At 46.5% G+C, this 17606-nt stretch carries 16 protein-coding genes; 9 read left to right on the forward strand and 7 right to left on the reverse strand.

The window, feature by feature from the left end; translation table 11 throughout:
* The first annotated feature begins 116 nt into the window (after positions 1-116).
* From gmtY to PTW35_RS20605, 7 genes are all read left to right on the forward strand, one after another.
* Positions 117-1664 carry a gamma-mobile-trio recombinase GmtY gene (gene gmtY / locus PTW35_RS20575; RefSeq protein WP_281028751.1) on the forward strand — a complete coding sequence of 516 codons (1548 nt, stop codon included), beginning with the start codon at positions 117-119 and terminating at the stop codon, positions 1662-1664.
* Complete coding sequence (locus PTW35_RS20580) at positions 1665-4460, forward strand: VPA1269 family protein (protein WP_281028752.1); 2796 nt, start codon at positions 1665-1667, stop codon at positions 4458-4460.
* Positions 4460-5140 carry a gamma-mobile-trio protein GmtX gene (gene gmtX / locus PTW35_RS20585; protein ID WP_281028753.1) on the forward strand — a complete coding sequence of 227 codons (681 nt, stop codon included), beginning with the start codon at positions 4460-4462 and terminating at the stop codon, positions 5138-5140. Before PTW35_RS20580 ends, gmtX begins: the two co-directional genes overlap by 1 nt.
* Positions 5133-5579, forward strand: coding sequence for a VPA1267 family protein (locus PTW35_RS20590; RefSeq protein ID WP_281028754.1), 447 nt, complete (start codon positions 5133-5135; stop codon positions 5577-5579). Before gmtX ends, PTW35_RS20590 begins: the two co-directional genes overlap by 8 nt.
* Complete coding sequence (locus PTW35_RS20595) at positions 5576-7777, forward strand: AAA family ATPase (protein WP_348637743.1); 2202 nt, start codon at positions 5576-5578, stop codon at positions 7775-7777. Before PTW35_RS20590 ends, PTW35_RS20595 begins: the two co-directional genes overlap by 4 nt.
* Before the next feature lie 582 nt (positions 7778-8359).
* Complete coding sequence (locus PTW35_RS20600) at positions 8360-9025, forward strand: QnrS family quinolone resistance pentapeptide repeat protein (RefSeq protein ID WP_281028755.1); 666 nt, start codon at positions 8360-8362, stop codon at positions 9023-9025.
* 76 nt (positions 9026-9101) lie between these two features.
* Entirely contained in the window at positions 9102-10322 is a 1221-nt protein-coding gene (locus tag PTW35_RS20605) for an amidase family protein (protein ID WP_281028756.1), read from the forward strand.
* Positions 10323-10695: 373 nt separating this feature from the next.
* On the opposite strand, the gene PTW35_RS20610 is transcribed toward PTW35_RS20605, so the two are convergent.
* The 3 genes from PTW35_RS20610 to PTW35_RS20620 form a co-directional block, all read right to left on the reverse strand.
* Complete coding sequence (locus PTW35_RS20610) at positions 10696-11616, reverse strand: DMT family transporter (protein ID WP_281028757.1); 921 nt, start codon at positions 11614-11616, stop codon at positions 10696-10698.
* 181 nt (positions 11617-11797) lie between these two features.
* Positions 11798-13057 (reverse strand): hydroxymethylglutaryl-CoA reductase, encoded by a 1260-nt coding sequence (locus PTW35_RS20615; protein WP_281028758.1) that lies wholly within the window; start codon positions 13055-13057, stop codon positions 11798-11800.
* Positions 13058-13152: 95 nt separating this feature from the next.
* Positions 13153-13560: an XRE family transcriptional regulator gene (locus tag PTW35_RS20620; RefSeq protein ID WP_281028759.1), complete on the reverse strand. Its 408-nt coding sequence runs from the start codon at positions 13558-13560 to the stop codon at positions 13153-13155.
* 102 nt (positions 13561-13662) lie between these two features.
* On the opposite strand from PTW35_RS20620, the gene PTW35_RS20625 reads away from it, so the two are divergent.
* On the forward strand, positions 13663-14571 hold the full coding sequence (locus PTW35_RS20625) for an aldo/keto reductase family oxidoreductase (protein WP_281028760.1): 909 nt from the start codon (positions 13663-13665) through the stop codon (positions 14569-14571).
* Positions 14572-14674: 103 nt separating this feature from the next.
* On the opposite strand, the gene PTW35_RS20630 is transcribed toward PTW35_RS20625, so the two are convergent.
* On the reverse strand, positions 14675-15115 hold the full coding sequence (locus tag PTW35_RS20630; protein WP_044621275.1) for a VOC family protein: 441 nt from the start codon (positions 15113-15115) through the stop codon (positions 14675-14677).
* Between the two features lie 41 nt (positions 15116-15156).
* Positions 15157-15834, reverse strand: a complete 678-nt coding sequence (locus PTW35_RS20635; RefSeq protein WP_107291752.1) for a type 1 glutamine amidotransferase domain-containing protein — start codon at positions 15832-15834, stop codon at positions 15157-15159.
* A 167-nt stretch (positions 15835-16001) separates the two neighbouring features.
* On the opposite strand from PTW35_RS20635, the gene PTW35_RS20640 reads away from it, so the two are divergent.
* Positions 16002-16376 (forward strand): DUF393 domain-containing protein, encoded by a 375-nt coding sequence (locus tag PTW35_RS20640; RefSeq protein ID WP_281028761.1) that lies wholly within the window; start codon positions 16002-16004, stop codon positions 16374-16376.
* A gap of 56 nt (positions 16377-16432) precedes the next feature.
* On the opposite strand, the gene PTW35_RS20645 is transcribed toward PTW35_RS20640, so the two are convergent.
* Together PTW35_RS20645 and PTW35_RS20650 are read right to left on the reverse strand one after the other, a co-directional pair.
* Positions 16433-16861, reverse strand: coding sequence for a MarR family transcriptional regulator (locus PTW35_RS20645; protein ID WP_281028762.1), 429 nt, complete (start codon positions 16859-16861; stop codon positions 16433-16435).
* 23 nt (positions 16862-16884) lie between these two features.
* Positions 16885-17514, reverse strand: coding sequence for a cytochrome b/b6 domain-containing protein (locus PTW35_RS20650; RefSeq protein ID WP_281028763.1), 630 nt, complete (start codon positions 17512-17514; stop codon positions 16885-16887).
* Positions 17515-17606: the final 92 nt, after the last annotated feature.

Here is a 17606-nt window from a genome sequence, read left to right on the forward strand (position 1 = left end):
AGATAATAGTGTGTACTTTGATACTAAAACCCCTTAATTGGGGTTTTTATTTGTTTATTTTTCACACTGGACTATACATATATTATATGCACTATATGTATTGTTAGAAGGTGGAAATGGTAACAGTTCGAGCTAAAGCCAAGGTGCAAGAGGACAATACTGGGGTTAAAACCGAAACATACATCTTGCTCACCGAGCAAGGTGATATACCTATGTTGACTGATTACATTCTAAAGCTGCAAGGAGATGGCGCGAGCAAATCCACTCTTGCTAGGTTGTTGCAGGCCACATCAAAACTCATGGCTTACATGGACGTGAACAAGGATGTGTTTAACGATCCAGAGTTACTATTTCAGACTTTTGCCACTCGATTATACACAGGCACCATTGGCGAAGATGGGCTTGACCCGTCAGGTTTATATTGGATGCCAGCGTCAACGCATCAGGTGAACCTGTTGGTGTCTTCCCTAACGAAGTTGACGGATTACCTAGCGAAGAAACATGGCGCTAAGAGCATGAACCCTCTGCGGGACGCGACTCCTCATGAAGAACGCCTGAACTACGCGGCTTGGTACAGAAGAACACAATATGACTTTCTCGGGCACATTGAAGATAAGAACTTAAATGAAACAACGAAGAAAGTTCGTACCGTCAAAGGCCGCTCTCGACTCAAGCCGTCGGATAACGCTGCCAAACGCTTCCCTAGACAGCATTTTGATGATTTCTTCTTTGCCATCAGTAAGTCTAAAGATGTAAGGGTCTCACTGAGGAATCAGATGATAACAACCCTTATGGAAGCGGGCGGGCTTAGGCATAGTGAGGCGATTAACCTTTGGGTTACGGATGTGTTAGACGACCCCGAAGATCCTGAAAACTGCATTGTTCGAATTTATGATGAACAAGATGGTAAAGCCCCTTTCCGTTTCAAATCTAAAGGGGGTCAAACAAACAGAGCAAGCTACCTGAAAGAAAAGTATGGCCGCATACCCCGAAAGAATATGGTTGGTAATGAGCATGTTGGGCAAAAATGGACAAAGCCATGTAACGGTACAGACAATTTTATACAGGTCTACTGGTTCCCTTCTGAGGCTGGCAGGGTGTTTAAAAAACTCTGGCAGCAATACATCCCTTATCGCGCTAACATGGTATCCGTCAATAAGCACCACCCTTATGCCTTTGTTTCCTTCAGCAAAGATAAGAGGTATTACGGTTCTCCAATTAGAATCAAGGCGTTTGAAAGCGCCTATGAAATAGGCTTAAGGCGTATTGGGCTAGAGCCTAATAAAGATGAAGGACTCGCCCCTCATGGTCACCGCCACGCTTATGGTTACAACCTTTCCGACTCAGGCTTATCACCCTTTGTTATCCAAAAGGCATTGCACCACGCCAATATCGAATCGCAATTGGTGTACACAGAGCCTTCGGCAGTAGATGTTACCAAAGCAATGAAAGTAGCCTCAAAGCAGTTGCAACAGCGCCACGAGCCTGACGAACTAGAAGTCAAAAAGGGCATTGAGTTTGCATCTAACGCCCTAATCGAAGACAAAAAAACACACAAAATACCAGATTGGCAATCACTCACTGAATACGGCTTTCAGGACATTGACCCACAAGGGTTATTTACAGGTAAGCACCCCAAATTCAGCCGTAAGCGAGGTAACTAAATGGCAAGAAAATTAACCTTCGACGGGCGTTCAACCGATGATACCTTTATGTGGCTTGTGAACTCTCACGGTAAAGAATGGCATCAATGGGCAGAGTTTGCTGCGAGTTGGCTGGCTACCTTGACTGCAACAGCTCATCAAAGAAATGCACTTACGCATTTCTTTGAGACCTACCTCGTTTCACATGTACCTTATGCCGCAGAGCCTACATTATTTTTCAGTGGGAAAGACGGTCATATCAGCTCTAGTGAAGAGTTCATAAAGATATTGGTAGACAAGGGAGCCAATACACGGAAAGGTAACCACAACAACATTATCGTTGATTTTATTGACTGGGTGATTAAGCATCATTTCAGCATTGACGATGAGGGTCAACCAACAGCGATGTTTGTGAACCCTCTTGAAAAAGTAAAATCCCCATCTGGTAAACCAGAAACGGTTCGCACTCCGCTGCCATACAGATACATCATTGATTTACTTAATATAATTCACCAAGAACTTGGTGAGAGTGAATTAGAGCAGCGTAAAAAAGTCGCAAGAGACAAAGCCACAGAACAACTTAATAAACTCCAGCAAAAGCTTGAAAGATTGCAAGCCAAACTATCAAGCGCGACCACCAACCAGTTGAAGGAGACGCTCACTAAGCAAGTCGCTGATAGTGAGCACGCTATTACACTCAAAAAAGCAGAAATTCTATCTATTGATACGCTACCATCGTACCGCTTTACCCACTTCTCAGATTGGAAATGGGCATCCGAGATTGAGTTTGGTCGTAACATGTGGATTGAAGTCGATATCGACTATGTTAAAACCCATGAATCCGACCCTGACTTTAAATGGCGACGTAAAACGGTTAGACGAAATAATAAAGGCGTGCTTGTGTACCAACACTGGTCGCCCGTTTGCGCCATGCTTGCGTTTATCAAGCTACATTTGCCGCTGCGCACATACCAGATACGTATGCTCGATTCTGGCGAAGCAGATACGCATCGGTATGAGGGCGGTGCTTGGCTGCCCAATAAAAAACATGACTTCAAGCTAGGTACGGCGAGAAACCCCTTCAGTAAAGGGGTGTTTACCCGACTCTATGACAGTTATGAAAGCACCTATTCAACAGGCTTGTATATCAACTCCAACAAAACAGCCGACCAAAATAAAGACGAATTAGACAGGGGGTATACCATCCCGTGGCAAAATGAAGAGGTGCTTTACTGGCTTGAAAAACTGAGAAATTGGCAAGAGAAATACAATCCGATTTCAAAACCCACCTCCTGTCTGGGGTTAAAAAAGAAACACACAGATGAAAAAAAAACAAAAGCGCAATTAAGTGCTATGGGAGATATTTGTTTCTTGTTTCGTGACGCTTCTGCAAAAGGCTCAGATAAACAAAAGCCGATTAGCAAACAAGCGTTTGCGACATTTTGGTATCAATTATTGTTAGAGCTGGAAGATCAATTAGAAGCCAAAAGCATAACTCTAAAAGACGGAAAGAAACTCAAATTAGTGCGCGATTATCCTGAGGGTACTAGTGTAAGTGTTATGTTCTCCACGCTTTTTCCTCCTCATTCCATTCGTGTATCACTCATTACCGCCTATACAATGGAAACCGATTTACCTCTGCCTGTCATTTCAAAGCTCTTGGCAGGGCATACACGACTTTTGATGACCATCTACTACAACAAAATAACGCCCAGTGTGATGCGTGATTTGATGGATGGAGCACAAACCAATCTGCTTGAAAACGCGGGAGAGCAAACCCGCCTGTTCCTTCGCAACCAAAGCTTGGAGCAGATTGAGTGCAAAATGGTCTACCACGATAACGAAGGCACATTAAGTGCCTTGACGGAGCAGTTACCTGTGGGATGGTCGAACCGCCCTTGTGGGCTGTGCTTGGTAGGCGGTAACACCACTAGAATGGATACAAAAGCACCGCCTAGTGGTTGTTGGAATGGCGGTGTGTTACTTGTCGATAATACACAGAATGGTAATGCCAGACTCTACGAATCCCTTCCTCCCCATAGCTGTACCCGCTGCCGCTGGTTGGTCACTAACGCCTTATATTTGCCAGCCTTAATCGCCCACAACAACCGTTTGAGCTATCAGGTTCATGATGCCGCAAACCTTGCGGTCGAACTGGAGGGTGAGTTGAGGGGGCTAATGGATGAATTCACCGATGCTCTGGAGAATGATGCGGTTTTCACCAAACACGCAGAAATGGAACTCATGGAAAACCGTGTGGAGCAGCAGAATGCGTTAGCCAACGAGCTTGCCAAGGACTACATCGGGACATTCAAGCTGATTCAGCGCATTGTGGATATCGAAAACCAACGCCAAGACGGCGATACCAGCGATAAGTTGGTGGCGCTGGGTGACCAAGATGATGTTGAAATCGCGCTTCAATTTATGGAAACCGATTCGGAGCTATTCCACCTCTCGCTGCTTAGCCACGATGCCGAAGTCTACCCAGCCTTAATGGATGATTTAGTGAAATTGCCCGCACTGCCCCGCCAAGCAAAAACACTCAGTCGCTTCTTGGTGAAGAAAGGTTATGAACCTGTGTTTCTTGAAATGGACGACAAAACCTCCGCTATGGCCGCGAATGCCCTCATGCGTGAAATGGCAAAGATTGCCGACCCTGATAACTTGTTGGAAGGTATGCGCAAAGCCGCGACTTACCTTGAGTCAGGCCAATACCTTGAGGAAAACGGGTTGCTGGAAAAAGGGGTTGCAGGGCTGATAAAGAGCAGCGACACCATTCAATCCAAACTGCTGAAAGACCTAATAGGAGTAAGGTGATGGCGAATGAAATCAACCCTGACATCATCGCTGAAAGCCTAAAGGAAGGTAAGTCAGTGCGGATGCAGAACTCTATCGACAAGCTCAACACCATGCTGAGCGAATACTATGAAAGTGGTGAGCGGGACTTTTCCGTCACCACCATTGGCAGGGTGTCGCAGGATAACGGCGGTGTGGGTTACCAGTCGATTCGAGCAACGAAAAATAAGCACTTTCGTGACTTGATAGCGGCATGGGCAGCCAAAGCCGAAACCACTATGAAAAAGCCGCCTGTCCCCCATGCCGAATCCCGCAGGGAGCCGAAGGATAACGACCTGCTAAAGCAGATTGATGACCCTGTACTTCGTGCATGGATGGGGCAGATTATTGCTGAGCGGAACCGCATTAGGAATGAACTCAATATCCTGAAAAGCCAGACGGAGTTTGTGATAGACCGTAGGCCAGTCCGGCAGTTTGATAACCAAGCACCGGATAACCCTGTTGAGGAGCTGCCCGCTTTCACGTTGACAGAAATGGAGAAGATGGCACTAAAGGCACTGTTCGATAAGGAGCGCCTAGAAGAGAACGGTTGGGAAATTCATGAAAATGGTCGAGTAATGGCAACCGAGTACGATACGGAGGTACTTCCACGCCCATTCGCCAAGGTCATCAAAAAGGTACTGGGAGATACAGATGAGTAAAGCTAAGGGCGAGGAATTCGTTAACACGTTCTTGGTGTGGGCGGAGACCCAGTCTAAGGGCGATATTGAAGCGATAACCTACGGCGGGCGGCTTAACCGCACTGACTTGCAAGCGGCGATTGGGTGCTCTGGGAACGCCTTAAAACCCAAAAGCGGAAATAAGCAGTTACTCCAAGAGATTGAAAAGTTTGAAAATAAATTAAGGAAGAACAAATGGCTTCCCCCGTTTAACGATAAAGGCAAGGCGAAGCAAGAAAGTCATACGCCTAAACGTTATGACAGCTCAGAAAATGAAGTGGTTAAACTGAAGGCACGGAATGCTGAGCTGGAAAGAGACTTGATGGAAGCAAAGGCTGAGATAGCTGGACTCAAAAAAGCGAATAAGAAATTCAAGGAAATGTCCCAGTATATTGCCGAGATGGGAGTGATGCCACGATGATGCAATCGAAGGAAGAGTCATTCAGGATAACCAGTATTCCATTGCAATTACGTGATGTAGTGGTTCTGCTAGGTGTACCACTCAAGCGAGATAGTTACCGAATCAATAACGGCAAATACATGGTCAGCGTAAAGATGAACCCCAAAATGCTACCCGTTAAACCCGCTATCGGTCAACACTGGGACATTGAAGGCCAGTGTGAGGTTAAATCAATGTCTGTAGGCGACTTTGATATGCAGGAACACGCTTTTGAGTCCCCTGAGAAAATTAAATGCACTCTTCCTGAAACACAAGAAGCGCTTGTGCGTTTCATTGCCTCTCAAACGACCTTTAAGGGTATAGGTGAATCTAAGGCTAGGGAATTGTGGAAAACATTTGGTAAGAAGCTCTACACGCTTACAGAGGAGGACACAAAGGCAAACCGTGAGGTGTTAAGGGCTGTTTTAACTGAGACCTCGATTTCAGCGCTGTATGAGGGATTCGACCAGTACGCAAACCTCAAAAGTGCAAACTGGATGACTGAGCATAGCATTCCACAGGACATCCAAGCGAGGTTATTTAAACACCACGGAAAGGAGTCCGTTAACGCTATAAAGTCCGACCCGTTCAGGTTAATGACTTTCGGCTTGCCTTTTGCTGAAACCGAAAAATTGGCGCGCGATAAGTTCTTTGTGTTACCCGTCGATACACGCAGGCTAATTGCAGCGTCTGAAGCCGCAATCATGAGAACAATGGATGGCGGTCATACATGCGCCTACCAGAAAGATTTGCGTTACGGGTTAAGCAAGTATCTCAAAGATGATGAGCTGGTAAAGCTTGCTGAGAAAGCCAGTTTTGATGAGTGCCGTTGGGTTTACCATGAGGCGTCAAAAGCCTATCAATCAACAGCAATGTGCCTGATGGAGCATACGGTAGCCGAACGGTTCGCCACGCTTTCGGTAAACAATGATTTATTTGATGAGGTGGTCAACAATGCTTACGTGAAAGCTGTTCATGGATTACCGTACCCACTCACCCAGAAGCAAGAACAAGGCATTATGAATGCCTTGGACAACAGTATTGCCACCATTACGGGCGGAGCGGGAACAGGTAAGACAACGGTTTTGCGCACCGCTTTGAAGGCTTTCAAGAACCTCGGTTACCAGATCCATGCATTGGCACTATCAGGTCGGGCAGCGAAGCGTTTGCATGAAAGCATCGGACTGGAAACCAGCACCATAGCAGGGTTCTTGCGCAAAGGTGAGGAGCAGTCACCCGATGAAAAGCACCTCGTGGTCATTGATGAGGCGTCGATGGTTGACTTGCCGACCATGTTCCGTATCGTGACATCCATCCCCCCTGAAACGCGTATTCTTCTGGTTGGTGACCCTAACCAGCTCCCCCCTATAGGTGTTGGGCGAATCCTATATGATGTGATTGATTCAGGCGTTATCGTTAACACAACCCTTGATATTGTGAAGCGCCAAGAAGGCTCAACAGGCATCCCAGAATATTCGAAAAGCATCAATGAAGGTGAAGTCCCTACCAATTTAACAACAGGCAACATTACCTTCCACCAAGCATCATCTAAAGAAAAAATGCTTGAAATCACGACGAAGTTATTTGCCCTGAAGCCTGACGAATCCAGAGTGGTTGCACCCACAAAAGCGCTGGTAAAAGAGTCTAATGCCAACATACAAGCTGAGGTAAACCCTGATGGAACCTGTATGCTGTTTCAGTTGGGGATCGAGTATTTTAATCACGAGCTAAAACAGAATGACAGGGTTATTTTCATCAGGAATAACTATGACCTAGGTATTCAGAACGGGTCGTTAGGTCAGCTCATTTCCGTCACCCAAGATGGCGATACGTTAGGTGAGGTTCGTACCGATGAAGGCCACATAGTACCGATTGACCGTAACATAATTGATGATGTGAACTTGGGGTATTCAATGACCTTGCATAAAGCCCAAGGCTCCCAGTTCCCCCGAATCATTATTATCGTGCCGAAATCTCGGTTAGTGGACAGGGCTTGGTTATATACCGCAGTGACAAGGGCAGAGAATGAGGTTCACATCATTGGTGATAAAGAAGTGATCTGTGAAGTTATTGAGGCTGCATCACATACTTCCACTCGGAACACTATGATGGCTAACTTGATTGAGTCTAAAGTCGTAGAAAAGCTGAAGGGCTGTCAAGTCGATTCGGTGAATGCCTAGCGAGTAGTGAGCTGCGCGAACGTCAAGCCGAAGGCGAACGAGTGGCTGAACCTAATCTGCTTTACAGCATATCCTTTGATAGCCTATTGGGTAGGTGTAGGCACAGGATGTGCCACCGCCTTACCAAGCCCAGTGGCAGAGCCATAAGCGTGTATCAAATAAAAAAATAAGGCTCTGTTGTTACGTGTTGCTGGACAATTGCAGTCAGGAGGGAAAACACAGTTCTGCCCCAAAATGTTATAGATAATTCCATCAATAGTGAGGGGCTGCATTTTTTCATTACATTCTTAACCTGAACTTGGAGCTGTCTAGTTTCTAGCTGGCGATTCACTAAAGATAAAATGGGACTGTGGCCAAGCGCTTACTAATAAAGCACAGCTCGCCTACCCCAATCTAGAGCGAATAACTTTTTTCAACAGCGCCGCATACTAATGTTAAAGCGATAGACGCTCTACGCGCCAATTTGCCCCCTTAAAACAGGCAAATTGAGGGGTTTCAATGCATTGATTTTATAGGTTTTTATTTTGATGTCTTTTCATGAGCACAATGCTAGTCTTGCCTTCAGTTCAGCAAGGAGTACTCATGGAAACCTACAATCATACATATCGGCACCACAACTTTTCACATAAAGACTTAAGCGCTCTCACGTTCACTGCTTGCACATTTATTCGCTGCGACTTTCGACGCGCTAACTTGCGCGATGCGACATTCGTCAACTGCAAGTTCATTGAACAGGGTGATATCGAAGGCTGCCACTTTGATGTCGCAGATCTTCGTGATGCAAGTTTCCAACAATGCCAACTTGCAATGGCAAACTTCAGTAACGCCAATTGCTACGGTATTGAGTTACGCGAGTGCGATTTGAAAGGTGCCAACTTTTCCCGAGCAAACTTTGCCAATCAAGTGAGTAATCGTATGTACTTTTGCTCAGCCTTTATTACTGGATGTAACCTTTCCTATGCCAATATGGAACGGGTTTGTTTAGAAAAATGTGAGCTGTTTGAAAATCGCTGGATAGGAACTCACCTAGCGGGTGCATCACTGAAAGAGTCAGACTTAAGTCGAGGTGTTTTTTCCGAAGATGTCTGGGGGCAATTTAGCCTACAGGGGGCCAATTTATGCCACGCCGAACTCGATGGTTTAGATCCGCGCAAAGTCGATACATCAGGTATCAAAATTGCAGCTTGGCAGCAAGAACAGATTCTCGAAGCGCTGGGTATTGTTGTTTTTCCTGACCAATTGCTTTGATGTGTGATTTTATACGCTCAAAATTTATAAAACGAATAATATTCTAAACCTTGCAATAATAGACATAGGAACAACCTTGTATAATTTTCTATCCTCTGGCGCATTTGTTGAAACCTTCACAATAGAGCCATATAGCAGTGGGTCACTTAATGGGCTTAAATTTGCCGTTAAAGATAATATTGATATTGCTCAGTATAAAACATCATATGGTAGCCCATCTTGGCAAAGTAAACATAAGGCTGCCATTTATAATGCCTTGTGTGTTGATCAGCTATTAGGCTCTGGGGCAACCTGTTTAGGGAAGACGGTATCCGATGAATTCACATATAGTTTAGATGGCGAAAATTTCTTTTTTGGAACACCTATCAACCCAAAAGTGCCAGATAGAATACCGGGAGGCTCATCTAGTGGTTCGGCTTCTGCTGTTGCGTGTGGTTTAGTGGATTTTGCCATTGGAACCGATTCAGCAGGATCAATCCGAGTGCCTGCAAGTTTGTGTGGCGTTTACGCAATGCGACCAACCATGCATCGAATATCGGAGGCAGGTGTCTTACCTTTCGTCCCTAGCACGAGTACGGTTGGGGCTTTTGCCAATGATATAAATGTATTGGGCGATGTTATGCAAACGCTATTAAAGAGTGAAAGCGTGGTATCACAAAAAATAGAGACTATTTACCTGCTTGAAGATGCCTTTAATACCTCTGATGCTGAGGTATCAACTCTGATAAAAGATAGTATCTACAATTTATTGGTTAATATTGATGCCAATGTTGTCTCTATTACACTGAGCGATATTCTTGGCGAAGAAGCAACCCTTGATATGCTTAATGTTAATGCATTAAGACCATTGCAAACTTTTGAGTTCTTAAACACTGTCGGTAACTGGATTGAACATGAATCGCCTGAACTTAGCCCATTTTTTGCCATGAAATATGAAACGGTGCGCAAGTTTGATCGCAAATCGGTTAGCGATTCTCTCCGGCTTTGTGAGCGATATTTTCTAGAGATCTCCTCGTTTCTTAAAAAGGGAGATTTAGTTTTATTTCCCACAGTACCCACGATTGCACCATTAAAACATTCGCTTGAGGATATGGAAACAGCGCTAGATTTTTATGACCGAACAATGTCGATCACTTCATTTTCTGGTATTGGTCGTTTGCCTGAAATATCGATACCAATAGCAAATATAGATAACGCACCTGTTGGACTATCTGTGGCCGCAGGCTTTTATCAAGATGAATTTTTAATATCCAGTGTAAAGCAGTTACTTTGTGGGGGGGATATCACCTCAAACTAAGTGACTAAATTCACTATGCAATTGATACAAGCTACTCATGCTGCCCTAACTCATTTCTGTCCAAATGTGTGCCAGAGAGGGTCATTATCAATGTGACCCTGACTAGCTCATTGCAACGTAGCTACTAGCTCTGTACAGCTGTGAAGTGTGATTATACTTGCCGTTGTGAAGCCAGTAACACGTAACTACAGCAGGATCAAAATACACACTGATAGTACATAGTGAACATCAGTGTGTATTTTATACTTTGTTGGGTTTAATCCTTGCTAAGAGTAGCACCACCCACCCACCCAACTTTTCAGTACATGCTTTTTAGGCGGTACTCTCGAAAGGCGGTCTTTTTTAGTTTTGGTTCTGGTTATTATACCGGTAACTACTTACTCGGCGCCGCACGCTGGCTACCGAAAATGTTTATAAGCGTACCGACAATGATCAAGCTGCCGCCCAGTAGCGTCCAGACTGAAGGCAGCTCATTAAATAGGAATGCGCCGAGCAGGATCGAAAAGACCACTTGAATGTAGGAGTAGGCGGTAGCCTTGCTTGCCGCTTCGGTTTGCATGGCTTTGGTCAAGCAGACTTGGCCAATTTGGGTGAAGATACCAACCAATAATAACAAGGCGGCCTCGAACAATGTTGGCATTTGGATTTCGCCACCCAGCAGGGTAAGAGACAACGGCAGAGCGATGAACGGAAAGTAAAAAACGATGACCGAGCTGTCCTCGCTTCTGCTCAAGCGTTTGACAATGGTATAGGCAACCGCACTGAAAAATGCACCCAACATGGCGATACTTACGGCAAAAGTAGGAAGTTCAACCGCGCTACTGGCAAGCATATTGGGTTTCACGGTAATGATGAGACCAATGATGCTCAGCACAATACAGGCAATGGTCGACAGTTGGATCCGTTCTTTAAGGAAGAGCAGTGCCAGTACAGCGGTAAATACCGGATGCAGGTATTGTAGGATCGTTGCTTCAGCCAACGGCAAATGCGCAATCGCATAGTAGACACAGATCAGTCCCAGTGTACCGACGGTACCCCTCGCGACTAAGAGTGGCTTGTTGTTACCCCACACCGGGATTTTTTTGCGCTTGATGTCGAGGTAGCTGATTATGAGTGAGATAAACGCCCTTGCGGCTACAATTTGGAAGATAGGCATTCCCGTGCTGCTGACCAGCTTGACACAAGCGGCCATCAGGGCAAAGCCAAGTGCTGAAAGCAGCATATACCTCAGCCCGACAGGGAGTTGGCTGAAGATGGAGTTCCTAAGGAATGGTGGGACAAGGGTTTTGTACATTGGTGAAATTGAAACCTCAGCTGTGGTGTAGCGAAAAACGCTGATCCAAATGATAATGGGAATCGCTGCTGCAAGTTTGCCTGAAAAAAATGCATAACGCATTAGATATGTGTGACAAATAGTCTAGAAATAATAAAACGCCCTAGCATGGTGGCTAGGGCGTATTGATTGTTTGGCGAAACTAGCGAGCCAGTTTATGGTGAGCGCGCGAGAAGTGGCCGGCGCAGAAGGCCCCAACAATCGATAGCTCACCGGCCAGGCACAGGGCTGCACACACTTCTGATAACGCTTGGGAATTTCCGCTGCCGTGCAGACCAAGCAAATCCAGGCAGGCCTTTTGGCTTGGTAGCGATGTTCCGCCACCGACGGTCCCCACCATCAGGTTAGGTAAGGTAACAGAAGCATATAGACCGCCGTGTTGATTCACTTCAATACGGGTAATACCGACAGCAGACTCAGCCACACAGGCGGCATCCTGGCCACAGGCAATATAAAAAGCTGCGAGCGCATTGGCATAGTGGGCGTTGATACCAATACTGCCACTCAATGTACCGCCGATGGTGTTCATGCGGGCAAATTCGGCCATTTTCTGTGGGGTTGTGTGCAGCATTTTTTCGATCAGTACTTTGTCGATATTGATTTCGGCGGTCACTTTCTTGCCCCGCACACCGCGAAGGGTCTGTGCTGTGGCCTTCTTGTCACCAGACAGGTTGCCATCGAGGAAGGCTTCAAGTGGTTTGATCGGGGAGTGAGACAAGATATGCTCGAAGACGGCATTGGTGGAAATGGTGACCATATTCTGGCCAGATGCATCGCCAGTGAGGTATTCAAAAACCAGATAAACATGGTTACCCTCGATATTGACGCTAATATCAGCCAGTTTGCCGTGGCGGGTAGTTGATTCGGCGATAGAGCGGAATTCGTCATACTGGGTAACAACCCAAGCCACAAATTGGCCTGCCTGTGCCAAGTCAAAAAACGCAAAGCAAGGCGTTCGGGTCACCCCTTCATTGAGTAGCATGGCACTTGCCCCGCCGGCCTGGGTAATAAGCTGCGATCCTCGGTTGTAGGAAGCAACAAGGGCGGCTTCGGTTGTGGCGAGTGGTACGTGAAAGTCATCCTGGGCAAACAGGCCGTTTACTCGAAGCGGTCCGGCGATGCCTATGGGCATCTTGACCGTGCCGATGAAATTTTCGATGTTTTTGTTATAGCAGAGCATCTGCTCTTGTGTATGTCCATCGAGCAATTGTGCTTTGGCTTCATCGTTATCGAGCATTTGCCAGCGACGCTCGACCGCTTTGGGCGTGAGGTAAGGCGTGCGTGGCTGTTTCTTTTCCGGCTTGGCAAAGTTCGAACCAAGTCGTTGCTGCAGCTCGTCGGCAGTGAAGTCATTGACCACGGTTGTCATATGGTCACGTCGATGGAGATTAAGTTTTGGCATAGCAGTACTTCTTAGCTAATGACTGCGGCGGATTGTAACCCCCTAATATAAAAACACTACTCCTGCCAGTTGGGAAAATCGGCTACTGACAGAAATCATTCAGGTTTTTTTTGTTTTGCGACATTGAGGAATGTTGCCATCCCGCTGATATCTAAATAACCATCAGATTTTTTATGAGTTCGGAGGTATTGATAGCCAGTCACAATTTTTAACAGTTTATCTGCTTCAGTATTGCTGATCTTTTTACCGTTTACATGCTCAAAAGCGGCATTGAGCGCCGGTTTGTCGACAACTTCGGCTTGGCGGTAGAGATAGCCGCAGCCTGTCGCCAGCCACTCCAGCGAACAATTCGCCCGCATCGCTATTTGGTTAGCCTTGGCCAAACTCGGCTCGCTGCCTTTTAGGTATTTGCGGAGCAAGGCTTCGCTAATTTCCACCTTGCGGGCAAAACCGCTGATACTTTCTTCGCCGATAAGCGTTCTAAGGCGAGAAGAAAAAGACATAGTTCGTACTCCAGTTCGAGGGTTTGGAGTTATAGCATTGCCTCCAGAGCAGAACAAGCCTAGGATGAATGGCGATTTTTGAGTAAATGGAGTTAAGTCCTGATGGTGGCAAAAGTTGAACTCATCCCTAGCGGGCAGACGTTTTCTGAATTAGTTCAAGGGTATTGGCGTCTTGCAGACTGGCAGATGAACCCGCAGGAGCGATTGAGCTTTCTAAAGCAGCATATTGAGCTGGGTGTCACGACCGTGGATCATGCCGATATATACGGCAACTATAGCTGCGAGCAGTTGTTCGGTGAAGCACTGGCGCTTGATCCGAGCGTGCGCGAACACATTGAAATTGTGACCAAGTGCGATATCAATCTGTGCTCGGAGCTTGTGCCAGAGCGCAAAATCAATCACTACGATACCAGCAAGCAGCATATCGTTAATTCGGTGAACAATTCATTGTCTCGCCTCCAGGTCGAGAATATCGATGTCTTGCTGATCCACCGTCCGGATGTGCTGATGGATGCGGACGAAGTTGCTGAAGCCTTTGCTGAGCTCAAGCAACAAGGCAAGATAAACCACTTTGGTGTGTCAAATTTCACCCCTTCGCAGTTCGAGTTGCTGCAATCTCGTTTGGATGCCCCTCTGGTGACAAACCAGGTGGAGATTAACCCGCTGAACTTTGACGTTGCCCACGACGGCACGCTAGATCAACTGCAGATGAAGCGTATTAAACCTATGGCGTGGTCATGCTTGGGGGGCGGTGCGATTTTCTCAGGCCAGTCGGAGCAGCAAGTCCGGGTGCGCCATGAACTGGATGTCATTCGAGAAGAAGTCGGGGCGCAGAGTATTGATCAGGTGATCTACGCCTGGGTGAGACGTCTGCCATCGAATCCGCTTCCGATTATTGGTTCAGGTAAAATCGAACGCGTGCAAGCTGCGGTGGAGGCACTGGATATCAACCTGACTCGGGAGCAATGGTATCGCGTGTGGGTTGCCTCGAAAGGTCATGGTGTGCCATAGGGTTGTGTATTTGTGCCAAGCAGGCTCTATCTAATATAAAAGCCCTCAGGCGGTATTACGTCTGAGGGCTTTTTTCAAGCAGGCTTTTAGCTTGCTGCAATAACTACCAGGTACCGGTGTTTTCCATTGATATCCAAGGCTCGGCAGGCGCCAGCGCTTCACCTTTTTGTAGCAGCTCTATGGAAATGCCGTCTGGCGAGCGGACGAATGCCATATGGCCATCACGGGGAGGGCGGTTAATGGTGACACCATTTGCCTGGAGGTGGGCACATAGGTCATAAATATTATCGACGCGGAAAGCTAAGTGTCCGAAATTACGGCCACAGGTATATTCTTCAGGATCCCAGTTATAAGTCAGCTCAACTAAGGGCGCGCTGGTGGCTTTCGCATTCTCTGCGTCACCGGGAGCAGCAAGGAATACCAGCGTAAAGCGGCCTTTCTCACTCTCTTTACGGTTCGTTTCTACCAGGCCAAGTTTGTTGCAGTAGAAATCAAGCGATGCGTCTAAATCGCTGACTCGTACCATAGTGTGTAAATATTCCATTGTACTTCCTGTTGTTGGTGGTGTAGCCCAACGCTAAGTTACTATTCTAGCAGTAATTCTGCAACGGCTTCACCAACGCCAGTCGCTGATTGCGGATTCTGGCCAGTGACGAGGCGCCCATCAATAACCACGTTATTTGCCCAAGCTTCAGCGGATATAAAGTTGGCATTGGCTTGTTTGAGCTTGTCTTCTAGCGAGAAAGGGACAACTCCGGTCAGTCCAATAGCCTCTTCTTCTTCATTGGTAAAGCCGGTGACTTTCATGTTGGCAATCAAATGGGCACCATTGGCATAGGTCATATTGACCAAGGCGGCTGGTCCATGGCAGATAGCGGCAAGAATACCGTTTTGTTGATAGATGGCAATGGCAACACGTTTGACATGTTCGTCTTCGGGAAAATCCCACATGGTGCCATGCCCACCTGCAAAAACAATCGCTTGGTAGTCTGAAGGCATGATGTTGTTTAGCGAATGGCTATTTTTTAAATGATCGACAAGCGTAGGATCGGCAAGGAAGCGGGCATTGAGCGGATCGGCTTCATCCCAGCTCTTGGGATCGACAGGTGTCTCGCCTCCGGCTATTGAGACGATATCGACATCAATGCCTTTATCCACCAGGGCGTAGTAGGGGTGTGTTAATTCCGAAAGCCAAAATCCGGTTTTTGCACCGGTATTGCCTAATGCAGCATGACTGGTAAGTACAATTAATGCTTTTGCCATAATGTGATCCCCCAAGCAGAGTTAAAACTTACAGCGAAAGCATAGTATATCTGTATGATTTCATGTATCAGCCTGCTGCGTCATGGCTCGCCAATGCTTCCGCGATACCTTCTCACTACACTTTACATAGGTGTGTCTTTTCTGTTTGACCCGAGGAGGAGGTGGAGATGCCCAAGCGTAAGTTGACCATCTTCTATGATGGCGCCTGCCCGAGTTGCGTTGATGATCGAGATTGGTTTGAGCACCGTGTTAGACAATCTGAAAATATTGATTGGTTTGATATTACGGGTAGAGAGGATGAGTTGAGGGCGTTGGGAATTGACCCCTATCTTGCTGTCAGGGAGTTGCACGTGATGAATGCAAAGGGGGAGATCCTCAAGGAAATGGACGCCTATATTCTCTTGTGCCGGCAGTTATGGTATCTGCGTCCATTGGCATGGTTTATGGGGTTGCCGTTTGTGAAAATACGGCTTTCGCGCTGGTATAGAAAAACGGTCGACCGGCGATTAGCTGCGCAGGGAAGGACAGAAAGCGAAGAATGAAGGTAAGTAAGCCCTTAGCTTTAATTACCTTCAGAGAGTATGATTCGCCTCGAACTCTAGAGCGCTTTTACCATCTTCTGTAACAGAGAGATAAGTTGCTTTTGCTCATCTTTATCAAGGCTGCTGAGTATCTTATCGTTGATAGCAACAGGAATGGGGATTAGATTGGATTTCAACTCGCGCCCTTTATCAGTCAAAAAGATCCGGAACGATCGGCGGCTGTTTGGGTCATTTTGCCTTTCTACCAGCCCTAGCTTTTCTAATTTGTCGATAGTGCGCGTTGTCGTCGAGTTCTCGACCTTGGATTTCTGTGAAATTTCAGTCTGGGTGACCCCCTCTTCTTCCCACAGGCACATAAGCGTTGGCCAAAGCGCTATGGTTAGGCCATGTTTTTTCAGCTCGGCATCGAAAGTCCTGGATGCATTGTTGGCGACGACATTGATAAGCCACCCGAAGCTGGACCGTCGGTCAAAATCTTGTGTCATAAGGAAAGGTGACCCTTCATGGTTTATAAACTAGCAACTATTGCTATTGTAACTGATAGGGCAGCAACAAACAGTACCAATGCTTTTAAATTACTGGCAAATTCAAGAGCATCCGGCTTTACAGACGCTTGATAACCCTGCTTGCCAGTAATCATGGCGAGCACCAATGACTTCTTGCGCAATTTGTAAATCAAAATTGCAGCAAGATGGAGCGCCACAAGCCCAACCAAAGTGTTCGCAACCAATAGGTGGACACTTTCAACTATGGAATAGAACGTATCATCCAATACCCCTTCCAGGAACGAGAAGTTATCGAACCAACCGGCAAGGGCCAACCCGCTTAAACATTGAACAATCAACATGGTGAGAAGAGTAGAGACCATCAAACCACCAGCTGGATTATGCCCCGGTTTTGGTGAGTATTTTCCCATCAGGTAGAGCAGTATCACACGGGGTGAGTGGACAAATTGCGAAAAACGACTCGTTTCACTGCCGAATATTCCCCAAGTTATACGCCAGAGCAATAACGAAAGTAGTGCTAACCCGAAAGTGATATGTGGGCCTCCACCGTTGAAGCCGCTCATCGCTGCTAGGGTGAAGAGTACTGCTTGCATCCAGTGATATAGGCGAGTTGGTAAATCCCAAACTTTCATAGTTGTTGACCTTTTCAGTAATAGCTATCGGTTGATAGTTATATTCACACAGCAACAGTTGTAATTGCAACTGTTGCTGTGTGAATATACCT

This window comes from Photobacterium sp. DA100, assembly GCF_029223585.1.
In the GTDB taxonomy this organism is placed as follows: Bacteria; Pseudomonadota; Gammaproteobacteria; order Enterobacterales; family Vibrionaceae; genus Photobacterium.